The organism is Brevibacterium sp. FME37, from assembly GCF_014897485.1.
Classification (GTDB): domain Bacteria; phylum Actinomycetota; class Actinomycetes; order Actinomycetales; family Brevibacteriaceae; genus Brevibacterium.
Genome location: NZ_JABUYE010000007.1, coordinates 182,429 through 203,978 on the forward strand (window position 1 = coordinate 182,429; position 21,550 = coordinate 203,978).

The 21,550-nt window shown below is 65.0% G+C and carries 15 protein-coding genes; 6 read left to right on the top strand and 9 right to left on the bottom strand.

Going from position 1 to position 21,550, the window contains the following annotated elements; translation table 11 throughout:
- Nucleotides 1–75 precede the first annotated feature (75 nt).
- Nucleotides 76–1,509, top strand: coding sequence for an adenylosuccinate lyase (gene purB, locus INT29_RS10610; RefSeq protein WP_101571646.1), 1,434 nt, complete (start codon nt 76–78; stop codon nt 1,507–1,509).
- A gap of 69 nt (nt 1,510–1,578) precedes the next feature.
- The gene (locus tag INT29_RS10615) at nt 1,579–2,502 is read left to right on the top strand and encodes a serine aminopeptidase domain-containing protein (protein ID WP_226841849.1); all 924 of its coding nucleotides are present in this window, start codon (nt 1,579–1,581) and stop codon (nt 2,500–2,502) included.
- A 44-nt stretch (nt 2,503–2,546) separates the two neighbouring features.
- On the opposite strand, the gene INT29_RS10620 is transcribed toward INT29_RS10615, so the two are convergent.
- From INT29_RS10620 to INT29_RS10630, 3 genes are all read right to left on the bottom strand, one after another.
- On the bottom strand, nt 2,547–3,944 hold the full coding sequence (locus INT29_RS10620) for an MFS transporter (RefSeq protein WP_101571648.1): 1,398 nt from the start codon (nt 3,942–3,944) through the stop codon (nt 2,547–2,549).
- A 196-nt stretch (nt 3,945–4,140) separates the two neighbouring features.
- The gene (locus tag INT29_RS10625) at nt 4,141–5,511 is read right to left on the bottom strand and encodes a D-arabinono-1,4-lactone oxidase (protein WP_101571650.1); all 1,371 of its coding nucleotides are present in this window, start codon (nt 5,509–5,511) and stop codon (nt 4,141–4,143) included.
- Nucleotides 5,499–6,746, bottom strand: a complete 1,248-nt coding sequence (locus INT29_RS10630) for an amino acid deaminase/aldolase (RefSeq protein WP_101571652.1) — start codon at nt 6,744–6,746, stop codon at nt 5,499–5,501. Before INT29_RS10630 ends, INT29_RS10625 begins: the two co-directional genes overlap by 13 nt.
- A gap of 69 nt (nt 6,747–6,815) precedes the next feature.
- Here INT29_RS10630 and INT29_RS10635 point away from each other — a divergent pair, with 69 nt between their 5' ends.
- Nucleotides 6,816–8,408 carry a succinic semialdehyde dehydrogenase gene (locus INT29_RS10635; protein WP_180958949.1) on the top strand — a complete coding sequence of 531 codons (1,593 nt, stop codon included), beginning with the start codon at nt 6,816–6,818 and terminating at the stop codon, nt 8,406–8,408.
- A 20-nt stretch (nt 8,409–8,428) separates the two neighbouring features.
- Here INT29_RS10635 and INT29_RS10640 read toward each other — a convergent pair whose 3' ends face one another.
- From INT29_RS10640 to INT29_RS10660, 5 genes are all read right to left on the bottom strand, one after another.
- Entirely contained in the window at nt 8,429–10,396 is a 1,968-nt protein-coding gene (locus INT29_RS10640; RefSeq protein ID WP_193071590.1) for a penicillin-binding transpeptidase domain-containing protein, read from the bottom strand.
- Nucleotides 10,397–10,538: 142 nt separating this feature from the next.
- Nucleotides 10,539–11,273 (bottom strand): response regulator, encoded by a 735-nt coding sequence (locus INT29_RS10645; protein ID WP_193071591.1) that lies wholly within the window; start codon nt 11,271–11,273, stop codon nt 10,539–10,541.
- Between the two features lie 294 nt (nt 11,274–11,567).
- Nucleotides 11,568–12,785 (bottom strand): acetyl-CoA C-acetyltransferase, encoded by a 1,218-nt coding sequence (locus tag INT29_RS10650; protein ID WP_193071592.1) that lies wholly within the window; start codon nt 12,783–12,785, stop codon nt 11,568–11,570.
- Between the two features lie 153 nt (nt 12,786–12,938).
- Nucleotides 12,939–15,002 carry a sensor histidine kinase gene (locus INT29_RS10655; protein WP_193071593.1) on the bottom strand — a complete coding sequence of 688 codons (2,064 nt, stop codon included), beginning with the start codon at nt 15,000–15,002 and terminating at the stop codon, nt 12,939–12,941.
- Nucleotides 15,003–15,072: 70 nt separating this feature from the next.
- The gene (locus tag INT29_RS10660; protein ID WP_193071594.1) at nt 15,073–16,845 is read right to left on the bottom strand and encodes an MOSC domain-containing protein; all 1,773 of its coding nucleotides are present in this window, start codon (nt 16,843–16,845) and stop codon (nt 15,073–15,075) included.
- A gap of 114 nt (nt 16,846–16,959) precedes the next feature.
- Between INT29_RS10660 and INT29_RS10665 the strand changes: the two genes are divergently transcribed.
- From INT29_RS10665 to INT29_RS10675, 3 genes are read left to right on the top strand one after another with little or no spacing between them, the layout of a single operon-like run.
- A complete protein-coding gene (locus tag INT29_RS10665; protein WP_101571664.1) occupies nt 16,960–17,253 on the top strand; it encodes a metal-sensitive transcriptional regulator in 294 nt (97 codons plus the stop codon).
- 56 nt (nt 17,254–17,309) lie between these two features.
- Nucleotides 17,310–17,522: a heavy-metal-associated domain-containing protein gene (locus INT29_RS10670; protein WP_319020877.1), complete on the top strand. Its 213-nt coding sequence runs from the start codon at nt 17,310–17,312 to the stop codon at nt 17,520–17,522.
- Nucleotides 17,522–19,726 (top strand): heavy metal translocating P-type ATPase, encoded by a 2,205-nt coding sequence (locus INT29_RS10675; RefSeq protein ID WP_193071596.1) that lies wholly within the window; start codon nt 17,522–17,524, stop codon nt 19,724–19,726. Before INT29_RS10670 ends, INT29_RS10675 begins: the two co-directional genes overlap by 1 nt.
- A 64-nt stretch (nt 19,727–19,790) precedes the next feature.
- On the opposite strand, the gene INT29_RS10680 is transcribed toward INT29_RS10675, so the two are convergent.
- A complete protein-coding gene (locus tag INT29_RS10680; protein ID WP_193071597.1) occupies nt 19,791–21,437 on the bottom strand; it encodes a long-chain-fatty-acid--CoA ligase in 1,647 nt (548 codons plus the stop codon).
- Between the last annotated feature and the right edge of the window lie 113 nt (nt 21,438–21,550).

Genomic DNA, 21,550 nt, shown 5'->3' on the forward strand with positions numbered 1-21,550 from the left:
CCGGACCTCGGGTCTCGGCCCGACCGCCTGATGGTCGGTTCCCCGTCTGCACGCGGCTCATGAGAAAATGACATCATGCCGACTGTTTCGCTTGCTGACATCTCACCCGCCATTGCTCTCGGACCACTCGATGGCCGTTACCGCAAAGACACCGCTGACCTCGTCGATCACCTCTCCGAGGCGGCCCTGAACCGCAATCGGATCATCGTCGAGGTCGAGTGGTTCATCCACCTCGCTCAGAACTCCGTGATCGAGGGAGTCCGTCGCCTCACCGAGGACGAGGTCACCGGGCTGCGTGACTTCGCCGAGAACTTCGATGCGGAGACGATCGCCACCCTGGCCGCCCATGAGGCCGTCACGGTTCATGACGTCAAAGCCGTTGAGTACACAATCAAAGAAGCGCTAGTCGAACTCGGTGCCGACGATCTCAGCGAGCTCGTCCACTTCTGCTGCACGTCTGAGGACATCAACAATCTGTCCTGGGCTCTCGGGATCAAGGGCGCCACCGTTGATGTGTGGCTGCCCCGTGCGAAGGCACTCATCGACTCACTGGCCGACACCGCCTCGGCGCTGGCCACGGTGCCGATGCTCTCCCACACCCATGGTCAACCGGCAACGCCGACGACGATGGGCAAGGAGCTCGCAGTGTTCGTCCACCGTCTGCGCCGCCAGTATGAGCGGATCAAGGCAAGCGAATTCCTCGGCAAGATCAACGGTGCGACCGGGACCTACTCCGCCCACCTGGCCGCCGTGCCCACCGCGGACTGGCCGAAACTGGCCAAGACCTTCGTCGAAGGCAGCCTCGACCTGACATTCAACCCGCTGACCACGCAGATCGAGTCCCATGACTGGGATGCGGAGCTCTTCGCCGACATGGCACGGTTCAACCGCATCGCCCACAATCTGGCGACGGACATGTGGACCTACATCTCGATGAACTACTTCAAGCAGATCCCCGTCGCAGGATCCACCGGGTCCTCGACGATGCCGCACAAGGTCAATCCGATCCGCTTCGAGAACGCCGAGGCGAACCTCGAGCTCTCATGCGCACTGCTCGATTCGCTCGCCTCGACCCTGGTGACCTCACGGATGCAGCGCGACCTCACGGACTCGACCTCGCAGCGCAACATCGGTGTCGCCTACGGCCATTCCGTGCTGGCGCTGAACAACTTGATCAAGGGCCTCGATCGGCTCGCGATCAACGAAGAGGCGCTGGCCGCCGACCTCGACTCCAACTGGGAGGTCCTGGGTGAGGCGATCCAGTCGGTGATGCGCGCCGCCGGCCTGCAGGGCGTGCCGGGCATGGACAGCCCCTACGAGAAGCTCAAGGAGCTCACTCACGGGAAGCGCATCGACCAGACGGACCTGCAGTCCTTCGTCTCGGGTCTCGGACTGCCCGAGGCTGAGACCGAACAGCTGACGGCACTGACTCCGGCCACCTACGTCGGCGTTGCCGCGCAGCTGGCTGAGTCAGAGGTCTCCGATTGGAAAGCCCGTACACAGGGCTGATCTCGGCGCACGGAACTCACTGTTACCGACCGGTAGATAATACGGTCGATCTTCACTAACCTTGTGCTCATGACGAGCACAATGATGAGTTCCGTGCGCATTCCGGTCACCGGCGGCACGCACACCGATGCCGCTGGTTCCAGACACACCGACTCCGAGCGGGCGAGCCACATCGTCGGCACCGCGCTGATGCCGCCGGAGACGCCGGTCGGGTTCCTCACGATCCACCCCGCCACCGCCACACCGGCCCGGTTCTATACGTACTTCGCCGAATACGCGGTCGAACGCGGCCTGGCTGTGCTCACCTACGATGTACGAGGCGTTGCCGCCTCCGGCCCGGCCCGGGAGCACTCACAGCTGCGGATGCGCGATTGGATGCAGCAGGATGCGAATGCCGTCGCTGCCTGGGCCAACACTGAATTTCCCGAGCTGCCGAAACTCGCACTCGGGCACAGCCTCGGTGGTCATGCTCTGTTGTTGGGCAACGCCACAGAGGACCTGCGCGGCTTCGTCACCGTGGGCACGGCACGAGCGGCGCTGCGCGACATCAATCCCCGCGGCGAACGTCTGCGAGTCGGTCTCATCCTCAGAACACTCGGCCCTCTGATCAGTCCCCTCGTCGGCTATGCGCCCGGCAGACGCCTCGGACTCGGCGAGGATATCCCGACTGCGGCCATGCTCGAATGGGGCCGCTGGGTCTGTATGTCCGAGTACTTCTTCGACGATCCGAGCCTGGGAGCCGCGGCCCGGATGGCACGTTTGCGCACGCCCGTGCTCGCGATCGGTGCCAGCGACGACAACTGGGCCTCACCAGCGCAGATCGACGCACTCGTCGACCATGTCCGCCTCGCCGAGGTGAAACGACGAACCTTCACGCCGCGAGAACTCGGGGTCGCCCAGATCGGCCATCACGGTCTGCTGCGGCGCTCGATCTCCGAGAGCGCTTGGCCCGAGATCGTCTCGTGGCTTCTGGGACGCCTCCCCCGACACTGACCCCAGGGGACCGGCGCTGATCCCAGAACGGAGCAGAACTCGCCTCAGGCGGGGACAAGATCCTTGTCACGGTCGACTTCCGCCAGGGGCCTGCCCGCCATATTGCGCGCCAGGAACAACGTCGGAACACCTGCGACGACGACGATGACGGTCGCATAGATCGCCGGTGCCAGCGTGAGGCCGGTGGAGCTCATCAGTGCGGTCGCGATCAGCGGTGAGAGTCCGCCGAAGAGGACCGTGGCCACGTTGTAGCCGATGGCCATTCCGGAGAAGCGGCTGGTGCCGGTGAACTGCTCAGGCACCATGGCCGCTGCCACAGCACTCCATCCGGCGGCCGGCACAGCAAGGAATGCGACGCCGAAGATCGCGACCCCGGAGTTCCCATCGGCCAGCAGTGCGTAGGCGGGAATGGTGGTGAGGATGAAGACGGCCATCAGCACTGCCAGCGTCCTCTTCCGCCCGAAGCGGTCCGAGGCGAGGCCGAACAGGGGCGTGATGACGATCGCGACGACGGCGGCGATGGTGCCCAGCGCCAGAGACCCGGAGTTCTTCACGTGAGAGACCTCTTCGATATAGGTCGGCACATAGGTGATGTTGAGGAAGTAGCTGACCGAACCGATCGAGGAGATGAGGAACGCGACCAGGATCGCGCGGGGCTGCTGCAGGAAGGCGATGAGCAGCGGGGAGCGACCGCGTGAGACCACAGGCTTGTCACTCTTCGCGTTCTGCGCCCGCTTCGTCTTCTCCGCCGCCTGCAGGCGTTTGAAGGTGTCCGTCTCCTCCATCATTCGACGCAGCGGGATCATCAGCGCAGCGAGGAGAGCTCCGAAGATGAACAGGACGCGCCATCCCCAGGAGCTCATCGCCTCGGCGGACAGTGTGCTGGCCAGGAATGCTCCCGACCCGACTGCCAGGAGCGCTCCGACCTCGCTGTTGGCCGCCGCCCAGCTGGCCGCGAGTCCGCGCCGTTTACTGCCGGCCGACTCCATCAGGAAGACCATGATTCCGGTGTACTCTGCGCCGACGGAGAATCCGGACAGGCAACGGAAGAAGACCATGCCGACACCTGCCCAGATGCCGATCGTCTCGTATCCGGGCATGATAGCGATTCCGAGCATCGCGACGGCCATGAGCACGGCAGAGACGACCAGCGCGGACTTGCGGCCGACCCGATCGCCGAGGTGACCGAAGACCATGGCACCGAGCGGGCGGAACAGGAAGCCGGCGGCTCCCACACCCAAGGTGAGTAAGAGCGAGTCCGGCCGATCGCCGAAGAACTCCTTGGTCAGGATGGTCGCGACGTAGAAGAAGATAGAGAAGTCGTACCACTCAACTATGGTGCCGAAGGCGGCGACCATCATCGATCGACGTCGTCCCTTCTCCTTCTCCGGACTGTTGGAGACCGCGGGGTCCGACTGGGCCTGCGCTTCGAAATCTGACATCGAGGATTCCATTTCTTAGGGAATGCTGCGGCCGTATCTCCCAACGACAACGGATATGGCCGATCATCGAGACTATCCTGACCACCCTACTGCTGGTGGGAGCCCGTGGGCAGGTCAGCTGGAAATTCTCAGTTCACTCGCCAGTTCAGCCCGCACCCGATTTCAGCCCGCACGTGTGCTCAGCCCACGCACCAGTTCAGCTCACGCGCGAACCCAGCCCGAACAGGGAGTCGGTGAATCGGTTGCCGAACACCGCCTGCGGGTCCAACTGGTTCCGCAGCGCACAGAAGTCCTCGAAACGCGGATAGAGTTCACGCAGTTCACCGGCGCCCAGGCTGTGGATCTTGCCCCAGTGCGGGCGGCCCCCGTGACGTCGACAGATCTGTTCGACGACACGGAAATATTCGGCGAAGTCGTCCTTCACGTACCGGTGCACCGCGATGTACATCGTGTCGCGTTCGTAGGCGGTCGAGAGCGGAACATCGTCGGCGGCCGCAGATCGGACTTCGATCGGGAATGAGATCGTCCATCCTCTCGACTCGATGGCTGCGCGGATCTCAGCAATCACCTCGGCGCCGGATGCGAAGGGAACCGCGTACTCCATCTCGTTGAACCGCACCCGCCGAGGTGTCACGAAGACGTCGTGGCCCGGTGCCCGATACGTCCTGTCCGAAACGGCGGACTGGGCGATCCGATTGATGTGGGGCACGAGACTGGGCACTGCTGAACCGAGTTCGACGGCGAGGCGCAGGGCACCGTTTTCAACCACTTCCTTGTCGAGCAGGTTCAGTATCCGGTTGCGCACCCCTGCCTCGGCGAGGTGGCCCGGGCCGATCTCGCCAGGGCCGACACGGGTGTTCGTCTTGGTCAGAGCGGTATCTGTGTGCGGGAACCAGTAGAACTCGAAATGATCGGCGGCTCGCATCCGCGGTTCGAGGTCGTCCAGCAGATCGTCGAGGTCCGTCACAACCTCCTCGGCGATGAGGTCGAAGGAGGACACACACTGCAGCTCGATCTCCGTGACGATGCCCAGCACGCCGAGGCTGACGCGGGCCAGGTCGAAGATCTCCGGGTCACGTGTCGCTGACAGCTGGACTGCAGTGCCGTCGGGGCCCATGAGCGACAGTCCGGTGAGGGTTCCGGCGAATCCGGTGAAGCCGAGCCCGGTCCCGTGGGTGCTCGTCGAGATCGCTCCGGCGAGCGCCTGCGGGTTGACGTCGCCCTGGTTGGCCAGGGCCAGCCCGAAGGGGGCGAGTAGGGCCGGGATGTCGCGGAGCCGGGTGCCGGCGTGGAAGCGCACCCGCTGGCTCGCCTCGTCGACGCTGATGATTCCGCTGAGGTGGTCGAGGTTGACCATGACCTCGTCACCTGCGGCGACCGGGGTGAACGAGTGGCCGGCACCGACGGGCCGGACCCGTTGACCGGCTTCGGCTGCAGACGTCAGAACCTCGCTCAATTCCCCCGCCGAGGTGGGCCTGCGGAAGGTGTGCGGATACGCGTGGACATGACCGGACCAGTTCCGAAACCGCATCCGCGTCGTTTCCTCGTGCCGTCTCACAGCACCCATCCTTGTCCGCGGTAGGTCGTCCAGGTGTCGACGACTTGCGACCCCGAGACGACGAGGAATTCGTTGAAGTGTTCGGCGAGTTCACCGGCCTTCGCGTGCCGAAACCAGACCAGATCGCCGATGCGCAGGTCTTCGGCTCCGGGCCCGGTGAGGGGAGTTTGGACTTCACCCGCACCTTCGAGGCCCGCGTACTCGAGGCTCTGGGGCCAGGCGATCGTGGGAACTCGGTCCGGGCCGGGGACGCCGGAGGCGATGAAGCCGCCCTTGAAGACCGTGACCCAGCCGGGTCCTGGCCGGCGCACCACGGGAGTGGCGAAGTAGGCGGCCGGCTCGTGCTGGAAGTGGGTGTAGCCGTCGAAGAGTCCCGGGCAGAAGAGCCCGGATCCGGCGGCCACTTCGGTCAGCGTGCCCTCGGCGACGCTGGATTCGAAGGACCCGGTGCCGCCGCCGTTGACGAATTCGAGGTCGGCGAGTTCACGCACCGCGTCGATGACGCTGCGGCGCCGCACCTTCAGCTCTGCGATCGAGCGCTTCTGCATGGCACGCACCACCGCCTGTTTGGCTGTGGCCCCAGCATCGGCGGTGCCAGCGATCTGTCCTTCATAGGACATCAGCCCGACGAGCTTGACCTCGGGGCGAGCGATGACATGTGCGGCCAGCTCGACGGCGGAGGCCGCGTCTCGGATCGGCGAGCGCCGGGCTCCGATATGGACTCGGCTGCCCAGCACCCCTTCGCCCAGGCGGTAGGAGGCATCGATGTCGAGGCACACACGCACGGTCTGTGCGGTACCGCCAGCCGTTGCGTCAACAGCAGCCGAGTCACCTGCAGCCGTACCACCAGCAGCCGCCTCGCTGCGGGCACTGTCGATGATGTCGAGGTGGGTGGGGCAATCGATCATCAGGGTGATGTTCTGAGTGGCCCCCGCCTCGGCGAACATCTGGGTGAGGCTGCGCCGGTCAACGGTGGGATAGCCGACGAGGATGTCGCGGACTCCTCGGGCGTGCAGGGCCAGCGCCTCCGGCAGAGAATAGGCGAGGACACCGGAATAGGCCGGGTGGGCGAGCGCTCGGTCGATTGCAGCGGGAGTGCGCAGCGACTTCGAAGCGACGCGGATCGGCAGACCCTGGGCGCGCTCGGCCAAGGCGGTGACGTTCGCGTCGAACGCCTCCAGATCAAGCACAGCAGCGGGAGCCTCGACCCCGCGGACTGCGTGACGCAGTTCACGTGAGACCATGAGAATACTGTAGCGTAGGTTAGCGGCCTCCCGGGCCTGAACCCACCCATTCTCTGACGACACGGAGGCATGATGCACACGGACGTCACCAGCACCGGCACCCACGCAGACCGACTCACCCATGTCACCGATCGGCTCCGCGATTTCCTCGACACCGACCCCTATGCCGAGGCCTCGGGCAGCGGCGATCGCATGGTCAGCCCCGAGCCGTTCACCGGTGTAGAACTCCCCCGCTTCGCCTCGAACACCACGGCCGATATCGAGGACGCCTATGCCACCGCACGCATCGCCGCCGATGCCTGGTCGCAGCGGTCTCCCGAGCACCGCGCCCGGGTGCTGCTGCGCCTGCATTCGGCATTGCGCCAGCACGAGGACCTTCTCCTCGACATCATTCAGTACGAGACGGGCAAGGCCCGCATCCACGCCTATGACGAGATTCTCGACACCTACAACGTGTGCCGTCATTATGGGGTCACCACCCCGGCCCGTCTGCGCCCGCAGCGTCGCCGCGGTGCCGTTCCCGTCCTGACCCGCACCGAGGTCACCCGCACCCCGCTGGGCGTCGTCGGGTTCATCACCCCCTGGAACTATCCGCTGACTTTGGGCGCGACCGACCTGCTTGCGGCTCTGGCCGCCGGCAATGCCGTGGTCCACAAGCCCGACAGCCAGACGACTCTGACGGCGATCATCATGCGCCGCCTGGCCATTGCCTGCGGCCTGCCCGCGGAGGTCTGGCAGCTGGTGCCCGGACCCAGCAAGGAGGTCGGGCCTGCGCTGATGGCCGGTGCCGATGGGATCTCCTTCACCGGTTCGACCGCCGCAGGGCGTTCCATTGCCGCCGAGGCTGCTCGACGTCTGCTGCCGACCGCTCTTGAACTCGGTGGAAAGAATCCGATGCTCATCCTCTCCGATGCCGATCTTGGGTCGGCCGTAGACGGCGCGGTTCGTGGGTGCTTCTCCTCGGCTGGTCAGCTGTGTCTGTCCATCGAGCGCATCTATGTCCATGAGGATCTCTACCCAGAGTTCTGCGCCCATTTCGCCGAGGCGACCCGGAACCTCGAACTCAGCCCCGACTACTCATACGGCCCCGGAATGGGGTCCTTGGCAGGGCCGAAGCAGCTGGCCCGAGTCAGCGAGCACGTCGAACAGGCACGGGCCAGCGGAGCTCAGGTCATCGCGGGAGGCCGCCCGGTCCCGGAGATGGGGCCCTACTTCTATCTGCCGACCGTGCTCACCGATGTCACCGAGGAGGCCGAGCTGTTCGCTGAGGAGACCTTCGGCCCGGTCGTCGCCGTGTACCCGGTGGCAAGTGACGCGGAGGCGATCAAGCGGGCCAACGCATCCGAATACGGTCTCAACGCCAGCGTCTTCTCTCAGTCCCGCGGGCTCGAAACAGCCCGGCAGCTCGAATCCGGGATGGTCAATGTCAATGAGGCCTACGTGGCTGCCTGGGGTTCGATCGATTCTCCGGCCGGCGGGGTCAAGGCTTCAGGTATGGGTCATCGGCACGGCGTTGAGGGCCTCTACCAGTTCATGCACTCCCACAGCATTGCGGAGCAGAAGCTGGTTCCCATCGCCCCCTTCGGTCCGCTCGACCAGTCGCGATTCGCCCGCACACTGACCACAGCCTTCGACGTCATGCGGTCCCTACGCATGAAGTGAGGCATTGGTGAGGTTCTGCCTCAGTTGAGCGATTCGAAGAATTTCTTCGCCACCGGCACAGCCGCCTCGGCGCCGAACCCGCCGTCCTCGACGAGGACGGCCACGGCCACGTCGCCCTGATAGCCGGCGAACCAGGAGTGGGTGCGCGGTGGGGTCTCGTCACCGTATTCGGCGGTGCCGGTCTTGCCATGGACCGGTTCGCCGGGGACGTCCTGCAACGCGCCGGCAGTCCCATCGGTCACGGCACGGCGCATGAGCTTCTGCATCGCGGCGACCGCATCGGCATCGATCGCCTGCTCGCTTCTGCCCTTGTCTTCGCTCGTGTCCTTCTCCTTGTTCTTGCCTTTGCCGTCCTCGGAGACCACGAGAAGCGGGTTGACCGTGTCGCCCTCGGCCACCGACGCGGCCATCACCGCCACTGCCAGCGGGCTGGAGACGACTTTGCCCTGACCGATCATCTGCGCCGCATGCGTCACCGCGTCATCATCGCTGGGAACGATCGCCATCTTCGCCCCGGTTCCGAGATCAGCATCGTCCATTCCCAGGCTCGACGCCGCTTTCGCCACGTCCTCACCCGAGACCTTCTCTGCGGAGTTGACGAACGCGGTGTTGCAGGATTCGGCGAAGTTGTCTTCGAAGGCCACTTTGCCCAGGACATGGTCTTCGGCGTTTTTGAAGCTCTTTCCGTCGACCGTTGTCGTCTTCGGGCAGTCGAGAGTCGTCTTCGCATCGACTCCTGATTCGAGCAGAGCCAGGCCCGAGACGACCTTGAACACCGACCCGGGCGCGTACTGTCCGGTCAGCGCCCGGTCCCAGCCGGCACCTTCCGGATCTTGGTTGGCCGCAGCGATGATGTGACCGTCGCTGGGCCGGATCGCAACGAGGGCCGTCGGCTTCTTACCCGTCGCGGCGGCCTTGTCCGCGGCTTCCTGCACCTTGACGTTGAGCGTCGTGGTGATGTTCTCGCCGTCTTTTTCGGGGAACTCGTGGACGCGGACAGGATCGGCGGCATCGCCGTCGTCGGTGGCTTTGCTCTCGTCGGCGCCTTCGTCGTTCCCGTCATCGCGGTCCGCAATGTAGATCGCTTCGCTGCCCGGTCCGGTCAGCTGCTCATCGAAGGCCTTCTGCAGTCCGCTTTTGCCTACAACGGATTCACCGGTGAGTTTTCCATCAGAGGCCTCGACCTCCTCGGCGCTTGCGGCACCGGCCGTTCCCAGCGTCGGGCCGGCGAAGCCCTTCTTTCGGCTCAGCGGCTGAGTGTGCGTTTTGAACACGGTGCCGGGCAGGGAGTGGATCGATTCCTTGACCTTCTTGTAGTCGCCCTCACGCAAAGTGATGACAGGAACGAACTGATCGGGCTCAGCCTTGTCGACGCGTTCCTTCAGCGATTTCAGGTCGATGTCGAGTTCGTCCCTGAGAGCAGTGAGGGTGTCATCGTCGTCCTCAGCTTCGTCGAGTTTGGCGGGGTGGATGCCGATGTCGACGACGGGACCCTCGGCCATCAGCTCTTCGTCGTCCTCGCCGAGGATTGCCCCGCGCTGCCCGGGGGTCTTCTGCGAGACGAGGACCTGGCCGTCTTCGAGGTCAGGGTGCAGCACCGCGGGGGTGAGTTCCGCGGACCAGAGCAGACCCTTCTTGTGCAGGGGAAGTTCGGAGGTGTACTCCCAAGGTTCATCGTCCTGGTTCGTCCAGGTCCACTTCAGTTTCGCGACCATGCCATCACCGTGTGCCTCTGTGCCTGCGAACTTCACCGAGCGTTTCTTCATGCTCTGGTCGAGAGTCGCGAGGATCAGATCATGCAGCTTCTTCGCCGTCTTCTTGTCTGACCAGGCGTTCGATTCGATGGTTCCGCTGTTCAGATCGGCGGCGGCATCTTCCGCCGCTGTCTCCGCCTGGAGCGGCAACGTGAAGAAGGCGAAGGCGCCGGCACCGGCCAGCAGCACGACGACGAGGGCGATGGCCAGCCATGTCTTGGACTTCTTTGTCATAGGTCAATCATCAATGCAGTCAGCAGGGAAGTCCACTTGTCGACTGAGTTCGCTGATGAGGGGAAGGAGGCCGGGGATTCGTCAGTCGCGGCTTGGAACCGCCGGGCGTTGTGGGGATGGAGCCCGGGTATCGAGGGGTGGTTCAGACGTCGTCGGTGACGACGGTGTATTCGAGCACCGGACGCCCGGCTGCCCCATACCGGGGGCGGCGAGCGAGCATGCCGGCGTCGGCCATGGCCTCTAAGTACCGTCGTGCGGTCACTCGCGAGACTCCGAGACCAACGGCGACCTCGGCGGCGGACTGTCCGGGTTGGTCGCCGAGGACGGACTTCACTTCGGTCTGCACCGCATCCGGGACACCCTTGGCGGTCGCGGCCACCGTGTGGGTGCGCAGTGCAGCGATCGCGGTGTCGACGTCGGTCTGCGTGACCTCGCCTTCGCTGCTGTCCCCGCCGAGGCTGTCGCGGAAGGAGGAGTAAGCCTCGAGTTTGGATTTGAACACGGGGAAGGTGAACGGTTTGATGATGTATTGGGCGACGCCGTAGGACAGCGCCTCCTGCACGATCTGCATGTCCCGGGCGGCTGTGACTGCGATGATGTCGACATCAACGCGGTGACCGCGGATGGCTCGGCAGACCTGCAGTCCGTGGCCGTCGGGAAGGTTCATGTCGAGGAGGACGAGGTTGATGCAGTCCGCGTCGAGACCATAGATCTTTCCGGTCAGAGCAGCCATCGCCTGAGTGGCATTCTTCGCTACACCGGCCAGGTGATAGCCGTCGATGCGGTCGATGTACTTTGCGTGGGCCCGGGCAGCGACTGCCTCGTCCTCAACCACGAGCACACCGATGCTCGACTCAGGGGTAGTTGTATCTGACATGCCGCCAGTCTAGCGTTCGTCGTTGCGGGCCTGCCGTGGTTCGTGTTACAGCCTCGGCACATCCATGACACAGGATTGGAACGCCGGGGCGCTGCTGGGCCGGTCAGCAACCGACAGCCTGGCCTGCCGGCGGGCTTTCCCATCTTCCTGGTCAGCAGAGCATGCGCGTTTACGGGGATTCGGCGGGAACAGAACCTTGATTTTCGTGCGTAAGATCGGGGTTCTGTTCCCGCCAAATCATGCGCGGCGTTCAGGCGCGCGGCGTTCAGGCGCGCGGCGTTCAGGCGCGAGGCCTCAGGCGCGCTCGAAGATTGCGGCGATGCCCTGCCCTCCGCCGATGCACATGGTCTCGAGTCCGTAGCGAGCGTTGCGGCGGTCCATTTCGCGCAGCAGGGTTGCCAGGATCCGACCACCAGTGGCGCCGACCGGGTGACCCAGGGAGATTCCAGAGCCGTTGACGTTGAGGCGATCGAAGTCGTCTTTGCCGAAGCCCCATTCGCGGGTCACGGACAGCGCCTGAGCGGCGAAGGCCTCGTTGAGTTCGATGAGGTCGATGTCAGCCAGGCTCAGCCCGGCCTTTTCGAGGGCCTTCGCGGTGGCCGGGACAGGGCCGATGCCCATGGTCTTCGGCGGTACTCCGGCCACGGCCCAGCTGACCAGGCGGCCCAGCGGCTTCATCCCCTGCGCCTCGGCCGCTGCGCGGGTGGTGACGATGCTTGCGGCAGCTCCGTCGTTCTGGCCCGAAGCATTGCCTGCGGTCACGGTTGCCTGGTCATCGTCCTTGCCCAGGATGGGGCGCAGTTTGGCAAGCTTGTCGATGCTGGTGCCGGGACGGATGTGCTCATCGGCGTCGATCTGGTGTTCGGCGACCTTCCGAGTGGCGGGAATCGTCACCGGCACGATCTCTTCGGCGAAGCGTCCATCCTCAGCGGCCGCGGCAGCACGCTGGTGTGAGTTGAAGGCGAGTTCGTCCTGCTCGTCGCGGCCGATCGAGTATTCGCGGCGCAGGTTCTCAGCGGTCTCGAGCATTCCACCGGGAACTGGGTAGTTCTTACCGCCCGGAGTGACGCGGCCACGGCCCAGCGAGTCGGTGAATTCGGCGCTGCCGCCGCGCACTCCCCAGCGAATGGTGTCGTTGTAGAAGGGTGCGTGGGACATCGATTCGACACCACCGGCGATGACGAAGTCTCCGTTGCCGGAGCCGACGACCATTGCTGCGTCGATGACTGCCTGCAGTCCGGAGCCGCAGCGGCGGTCGACCTGCTTGCCGGGCACCGTCACGGGCAGGCCCGCGTCGAGCGCGGTGACACGGCCGATGCAGGGTGCCTCGGAGGTGGAGTAGCCCTGGCCCATGACGACGTCGGCGACGAGTTCCGGGTTGAGTCCGGTCCTGGCGATGAGCTCACGGACGACGGTGGCGGAGAGTTCGTGGGCGGGGATGTCGCGGAACTGTCCTCCGAAACCTCCAATCGCAGTACGCAGCGGTTCACAAACGACGATGTCCTGATCCATGGTTCCTCCACTCGATTTCGCTTCGGCCGATGGCCCTTGTCCACCAGACCGGCATTCCTGTTCAGCCTAGGCCGGATCCACGAGATGGGGCGGAGAAGTTTCATTCATTGGGACGTCGCGCAGCCGAATCAGTCGCCCGCCTGGGCAGCCGGGTCAGTCGCGGTCGTCGCCAACGATCCGGATCGGCCCGGCGGGTGGGTTCCCAGATGGCTGGTTCGATGACGATGTTCCTGCTGAGGCGCGCCCGGAAGTCTGGCCGAGCGCACCGGGGTCGACGTATTGGTTGTCGGGCAGCCACACCGTGAGCACAGCGCCCTGGAATTCATCGCAGTCCTCACCGCGGCCCTGCACGTCGACGGCCCCGCCGAGGCGACGGATCGCCTGGACGACCAGAGACAGCCCGACCCCTCGGGTGCCGGTCTCCTGCCGGCCGAGTCCCTTGTCGATCTCAACGCCGTCGTGCTTGGTCGACCATCCCCGTTCGAAGATCGCGTCGACATAATCCTCGTCGATGCCCGGGCCGTCGTCGCTGACCTCGATAGTGAAGCCGCCGGCACCGCCCGCTCCGCTCAGGACCACATGCACCCGCTTGTTCTCCGGCAGCACGTCCCGTCTGCTCAGGGCATCGAAGGCGTTGTCGATGAGGTTACCGAGGATGGTCGCCAGGTCACGATCATCCCCGGCGAGGCGGCCCGAGAGTCCCGCCGTATCGACCGTCATGTCGATGCCCGCCTCGGCGGCCTGGGCGATCTTCGACAGCAGCAGTGCAGAGAGCACGGGGTGGTCGAAGCTCATCTGACCGTCGCCGGTGACCCGGTTGAGGTCATCGAGATCCTTAGCCGCGAAGTCGATCGCCTCGTCGACATGCCCGGTCTCCAGCAGGGACACGACCATGTGGAGTCGGTTGGCGTATTCATGGGTCTGTGCGCGCAGCGAGTCTGAGAATGACCGTACGGAGACGAGCTCACCGGAGAGTTCGGCGAGCTCGGTGTGGTCGCGCATCGTCACGACCCAGGTGTCGCTGGCGGCATCGGTGGGCTGCTGGTTGACGACGAGCACCCGGTCGTCGGTGTAGTGGATCTCGTCGCGGGCCCAGCGGCCGGACGAGAGCAGATCGATGAGGGCGTCGGGCAGATCGAGGTCGTGCAGTGCGATGCCACCGACCGGTGAGGTCGCTCGGACGGGATCGTCATCGGCGGCGATCTGCTCGTCCGCCGAGGCTCTGCCAGCTGACCCTTCGTCAGCTGGCCCTTCGCCCGCGGTGCCTTCCCCCGTGGAACCTCCGCCTGCGGCGGGCAGGCCGAGGAGTTCGCGCGCATCGGCATTGATGAGGACGATGCCCGTCGACCGGTCGACAAGCAGAAGCCCCTCCGAAACTGCTTTGAGCACCGAGGAATAGAACTCGAGCATGCTGCGCAGTTCGGTGGCGCCGTAGTCGCCGGTGACTCGGCGCAGGCCTCTGGAGGTCGCCCAGGAGGCGGCGATGCCCAGGACCAATGTGGTGATGGCGATGCCGATGAGCCAATTGCTCTGCGCCAAGAAGCCTTCTCGCACGGAGTCCGCTGAGTTGCCGACGATGACCGCCCCAACGACGGTGTTGGGACCGACATCATCGACGCCGAGGTGTTTCGCGAAGACCGGACTGATGACGTACATCGTGCCCCCGCCGGGGCCGCCGTCGTCGAGGAAGCGGACTATGGACTGCCCCTCAGAGACTCGCGAACCGTCGACGGCCATCGAGAGCTGATCGATCGAGTCTTCGGGCACATCCCCCGAGTTCGCGGACACGATCTTCTCTTCGTTGCGATCCTGCCGATTCGACGAACCCAACGACGGCGGGGTGACCAGGTAGTCAATGGGGACGACGGCTGCCACATCGAAGTCATATTCGCTCACGACATTGTCGAGCATCTTCCTGACGTTGTCATGCGATTCCTCGTCGATGAAGTCGGCCGGACTTGTCTTACCGGTCCCGACGAGGCTCAGCGAGATCGACATGTTGTCCGCGGCGGAGCGCAGCAGATCCTGTTCCCGCTTCTGGTTCAGCTGGGAGAGCTGGATGTAGAGGAGGCTCGTGGTCAGCACCATGATGCCCACGAGCATGATCGAGTTCGCGAACATGATGCGCCCGGCCACACCGAACTTTATGCGTCGGCTCACACGTGCCACCGGTCTCGTCAGTCCTCCTGACTTTTTGGCACGCTGGTCCTTGGGCATGGGTCCATTCTGCCACCCGCCGTGTCCGGTCCCGGGTCTGCCTGGCGCGAGATTCCCAGACGCGGTTCGGTCAGATTCCGAGGCTGATGGGCCCGGCAGGGACGGCGGAGCACACGAGCACCTCGTCGGCGGCGATCCGCGCGGCCGGTTCGACCGGGTAGATGACCGACCCGGCAGCCAAGGACACGGCGCAGGTCCCACAGGAGCCGCCTCGGCAGGAGTTATCAGCCTGCAGCCCACGGGCCTCCAAGGCCTCGAGCAGAGTTCCCTGCTGCGGTTCCCAGACGAAGCTCGTGCCCGAATTCTCCAGGGTCACCTCGGCGGGCGGGCATGCGGCGATGGCCTCGCTCATGCCGGTGTTCGGAGACGCGAAGATCTCCTGGTGCACGGCCGGAACTCCGGCCTCGGCGCTGGCGTCGAGCACCGCTCGGGTGAAGTCGACCGGCCCGCAGACCATGACGTTGTCGCATCCTGCCAGCCAGTCGACGAGCTCGGCGTGGCCTGGCCTGCCGTGGCTTGCGGTGTCGCGGTGGTGGGCCTCGACCGGGATCTGCCGTGATTGGGCACGCTTCTGCAGGCGGTCCCAGAGGCAGGCCGTCCGGTGGTCGCGGTCGACGTGGAAGAGTTTGATCTTCTCGGTGCCCGACAGCTCGGCCCCGCGCATCAGTCCGAGGCTCGGTGTGATGCCGATGCCCGCTGTGACCAGCGCGGTCGTGCCCCCGAAGACGCGGCTCGCGGTCATCGTTCCGTGCGGCCCGGAGGCCAGGATGGATTGCCCGGCGGAGAGTTCGGCGACCGCGCGAGAGCCCTTGCCCTGGGTGCGCACCGCGATCGACACGACGTCATCGGAGACGTCCGTGATCGTATAGGTTCGCCAGAACGGCTCGCCGAGTTCGAGGTGAACGCGAAGGTTGGTGCCGGGTTCGTCGAATTCGCGGATCCACCCCTGGTCATCGCGCAGGGAGACCTCGACGATGTCATTGCAGATCTGCTGGCTGCCCAGCACGGTCATGAAGCGCGGAGTGCGTGCGGTCTTGACGAGTTCACGTGGAGCGTCACCCTCGATCTCGATCTGATCACCGGTGCTGACCAGGCCTGATTCGAGGATTCTTCCGTAGACTCCGCAGTGCAGATGCCCGCATGCCGAGGCCATAACCCGGGGGACATTGACATCGACGGCGGTGGTGGCCGGGTTGACGGTGGTCGCCGGGCAGCGTTCGATCGCCTGGGTGATGGCCAAGCGCACCCCGCCGAGACGCACGATCTTGCCGATGAGTGCGAACTCCTCGAAGGGGGCGAGTCCGTCGAGGAGCACATTGCCGCGGAAGCGCAACGGGTCCAGTTCGGTTTCATCAGGCCCCAGGGCAGCCTGTCCGTCGGCGGTGTGGGAGATTGCCGTGACCGTGGCCGGGTTGATGATCGAGACGCCGGAAGCCTGCGAGTCGAACATGCCCTGGTTCGCGACCCTCAGTGCGCGCGGGAAGCCACCCTGAGGGGGTATGCGTGCAGAGAGGAATTCCGCCGAGGTGGCCCTTGAGTCCCGGTCACCCGTGCGGAACCTCGTGGACTCGTTCGTCGGTGACGTCAGTGTCACCGTCGCGGACTCAGCAGCCGCCTCGGCGAGGTCGATGGCCACCTGCCACTTCTGCAGATCGGTGTCGTTCTTCAGAACTGTGAACGCTGAGTACCGGTGCCAGCTGTCGTCGGGAACGTCGAGGCTGCCGTTGGTGAACGCTGCGACGCGGTCACCGAGGATGCCGCGGCCGGTGCGCACATCCGCTTCGGAGATCTCCTCGGCCGGGAATCCCTTGACCGGGAATCGGAATAGTCTGGCAACGCGCATGATTCGATTGTAAGAGCTTGGTAACACGGGATGCCCACGGTGAGACCAATCGCACACTCACGGGAGCAGCACTCACCACTTGACCTATACCCTAAGGGGGTATACAGTATCGTCATGACTGAGCAACATGGATACACCCCGCAGAAGGACGCCCTTGCGAAGCGGATGAAACGGATCGAAGGTCAGGTCCGTGGGATCGGAAGGATGATCGATGACGACAAGTACTGCATCGACATCCTGACCCAAGTCTCCGCAGCAACGGCCGCGCTGCACGCGGTCTCCATCAACCTCTTAGAAGAGCACATCGCTCACTGCGTGGTCGACGCCGCCTCCTCTGGAGATGACGACGCCGCCCGCAAGAAGATCGAAGAGGCTTCAGCCGCTATTGCCCGGCTCATCAAGAGCTGAGTGCAACATCACCGGCACACCTGCAGGTGATGACACGCGAAGACAGGAGACACATCGTGACTACCACCACCATCATCGTCAACGGAATGACCTGCAGCCACTGCGTGAGCTCCGTGGAGGAAGAGCTCGGGGCACTGCCCGGAGTCACCGAGGTCAACGTCGAGCTCAATGCCGGCGGAGACTCCCCCGTGACCATCACCTCCGAAAGGGAACTCGACGACGCTGCGATCGGTGCGGCCGTCGACAAAGCCGGCTACGAGGTGAAGTGATGTCACGCGAGGTTGATCTCGACATCACGGGAATGACCTGCGCATCATGCTCGGCGCGCATCGAGAAGAAACTCGCCCGCCTCGACGGAGTCAGCGCCGAGGTCAACCTCCCGCTGAACACAGCCCACGTGGTCGTCGGCTCAGAACTGAGTGACGATGACCTGATGACCGCCGTCGAAAGGGCCGGTTACGGTGCCACCGTGAAGACCGCTTCGGCGAGTGGACCCGAGATCGTCGACTACGACCCCAGGCATCTGCGGCCCCGGTTCATCGGATCCTTGATTCTGGCGGCGCCGATCGTGGCCGTCTCCATGGTCATGAGCTGGCACTTCACCGGCTGGCAGTGGATCGTCGCGATCCTCGCCCTGCCGGTAGTGACCTGGGGTGCGTGGCCCTTCCACGCGGCGGCATCCAAGGCTGCACGGGGCAGGTCCACGACCATGGACACCCTGGTCAGCGTCGGAATCATCGTCGCCAGCCTCTACTCGTACATCACCCTGGGTCGGGCCGTCGCCGCGGGCTACGGCTGGCAGATCCCCGAGTCCTACCATGTGTGGTTCGAGGCCGCGGCCGCGATCACCGTGTTCCTGCTCATCGGCAAGCTCACCGAGGAACGTGCGAAGAACCGCGCCACGGCCGCACTCAAGGAGCTGCTGGGCCTGGGCGCACGGTCCGCGAACGTGCTGCGCGACTCGGCCGAGGCCGCCCAGACAGAGGTCCAGGTCCCGATCGACGAACTCACCGTCGGGGATGTCTTCATCGTGCGTCCGGGTGAGAAGATCGCCACCGACGGCGAGGTGATCTCCGGTCACTCCGCGATCGACGAAGCGATGCTCACCGGCGAATCCGTTCCCGTCGAGGTCGGAGTCGGCGACAGCGTCACCGGTGCCACGATCAACGCCTCCGGTGTGCTCGAGGTCCGGGCCGCACGGGTCGGGTCCGATACGACCTTGGCGGCCATGGCCGACCTGGTCAGCCGCGCGCAGACGGGCAAACCGGCCGTGCAGCGACTGGCCGACCGGATCTCTGCCGTGTTCGTGCCGATCGTCTTCGGCATCGCCCTCCTGACGCTCCTCGCCTGGGGGCTGATCACCGGCGACTGGTCGATGGGCCTACACGCCGCGCTCACCGTGCTCATCATCGCCTGCCCCTGTGCCCTCGGCCTGGCCACGCCGACCGCCCTGGCCGTCTCGTCCGGGCGCGGTTCCCAGCTGGGCATCCTCGTCTCCGGGCCCGAGGCGCTCGAGTCGACGCGTTCGATCGACACGGTCGTCCTCGACAAGACGGGCACCCTGACCACGGGGATCATGACCCTCCTGGACACGCAGCTGACCGATACGGACTTCGAGGTTCTGGCTCGCTTGGAGTCACAGAGCGAGCATCCCGTGGCCCGCGCGATCGTCGAGGCCCGGGCCGCGAGGATGAACGCGGGTGCCGAGGCTGAAGGCAGCAGCATCGCCACCATCGATCGCTCCGGCGTCGAAGACTTCGACAACATTCCCGGTGGTGGTCTGCGGGCGACGATCGACGGCGACGAGGTGCTCGCCGGTCGTCCGGATCTGCTCCGGGAGCACGGGATCGACGTCTCGTTCCCCGCGGATTCGGTGCCCACCGGAGCCACGATCGTCGCCCTGGCGATCGACTCACAGTTCCGTGGCCTGACCTTCGTCGCCGACGAGATCAAGACCGGAGCCGCCGAGGCGATCGACGAGCTGCATACGCTCGGCATCAGCACCGTCCTCCTCACCGGGGACAATGCCCAAGCCGCCGAGGTGGTCGCGGGCAAGCTCGAAATCGCCGAGGTCCGCGCCGATGTCCGGCCCGAGGGCAAGATCGCTGTGGTCAATGAGCTGCAGGCTCAGGGACTGGCGGTGGCCATGGTCGGTGACGGCATCAATGATGCTGCGGCTTTGGCCGGTGCCGATCTGGGCATTGCGATGGGTTCGGGTACAGATGCGGCGATGGCAGCCTCCGACATCACCATGGTGCGCTCGGATCCGCGGCAGATCCCGCAGGCCATCCGCCTGTCCCGGAAGGCTCTGGGGCTGATCAAGGGCAACCTGTTCTGGGCCTTCGCCTACAACACGGCGGCCGTGCCGATCGCCGCGTTCGGCCTGCTCAGCCCGATGATCGCCGGGGCCGCAATGGCGTTCTCCTCGGTGTTCGTCGTCCTCAACAGTCTCCGACTGCTGCGGTTCCGCTAGACCGGCGCACCCACAGAACGCACTTGGCCCACAGCGGTTGCAACCGCTGTGGGCCAAGTGCGTGTCAGCCCTGGATTCGCGACTCCCTGTCGCCCCATTCCTGATTGCGCAGTTCGAACTTCTGGATCTTGCCTGTCGAGGTCTTGGGCAGGGCCTCGACGATCTCGACCTCGCGCGGCGCCTTGTACTTCGCGATCTGAGTGCGCACGTGGTCAACGATCTCGGTCTCGGTGACCGGCTGCCCCTCACGGACGATGACGAATGCCTTCGGCCGCTCGCCCCATTTGTCGTCGGGGACTCCGATGACGGCGACTTCGAGGACGGCCGGGTGCGAGGAGATCGCCTGTTCGATCTCGACGGTCGAGATATTCTCTCCGCCGGAGACGATGATGTCCTTCGAGCGATCTCGCAGTTCGATGTAGCCGTCCTCGTGCATCACGCCGAGGTCACCGGTGTGGTACCAGCCGCCCTGGAACGCCTTTTCGGTCGCCTCGGGGTCCCGGAAATACCCCTTCATCACGTTGTTTCCGCGCATCACGATCTCTCCGATCGTCTGCCCGTCGGCTGCAACGTCGACAAGCTCGTCTCCCGAGTCGAGGGTGACGATGCGGGTCTGATCGGCTTGGACCATGCCCACACCCTGCCGCGCCCGAAGCCGGGCTCGGGACTTGTCATCGAGTGAATCCCAGGAATCCTGCCATTCGCACACCGTGTAGGGACCGTAGGACTCGGTGAGCCCGTACACGTGCACGATCTCGAAGTTCAGCGCCTCCATCTGCCAGATCAGGGTCGGGCTCGGCGCGGCACCTGCCATCGTCGCGGTCACTGCCTGATCGAGGGAATGTGCCTGTTCGGCGTTGATCACCGTGCTCATCACCGTCGGGGCACCGTTGAGGTGAGTGACCGTGTGACGAACGATAAGATCCCAGATCACGTCTCCGCGCACCTCGCGCAGGCACACCTGTGTGCCGCCTGCGGCAGTCAGCGCCCAGCCGGTGCACCAGCCGTTGCAGTGGAACATGGGCAGCGTCCACAGATACACGCTCTTCTTATCGTGGCCCGAATGGATGATCTCGCCGAGCGCATTGAGGTAGGCGCCGCGGTGTGAATACATCACACCTTTGGGGCGTCCTGTCGTGCCGGAGGTGTAGTTGATGGACAGCGTCGCCCGCTCGTCCTCGACGCGCCAGGTGAACTCCTCGGTGTCAGCCTCGGCGCCGGCCAGGAACTCGTCCAGGCTGGTCACGGTCGGTGCTGCGGGTTCCGGACGGACCGCCTCGGCGGAGGTGGCGATCGTCGTGTCCTCGACGTCGATGATGGTCTCAACGGTGTCGAAGCCATCGATGACAGGGGCGACGCTAGGCCACAGCTGCGTGTCCACGACCAGCAGCTTCGCCTGGCTGTGGTTGCAGATGTAGCGGACCTCTTCGGGGGCCAGCCTGGTGTTGATCGGCACGAGGACAGCTCCGGCCAAGGGCACGGCGAATTGGGCCATGAGCGCTTCGGGGAGGTTGGGCATGAGGTAGGCGACTCGGTCGCCGGGCCCGACGCCGGCGGCACGCAGAGCATGCGCCCGGGTCTCCACCGCTGCGGCGAACTCGGCGTAGGTCATCTCCTGGTCGTTGTAGACCACGGCGCGTGTGCCGGGAAAGACGTCCGCGGAGCGGCGCAGAAAGGACAGCGGCGTGAGTTCTGTGTTCCATGTCTCCATGGAAAAAGCCTACTTCACCGAGGTGGAACCGGGCCGACAGGGGCCATCGCCCTAGACCCGGATGAAGACCGCCGAATTCAGGCGGGTACCGAAGGAATCAGGACAGCGTCGCT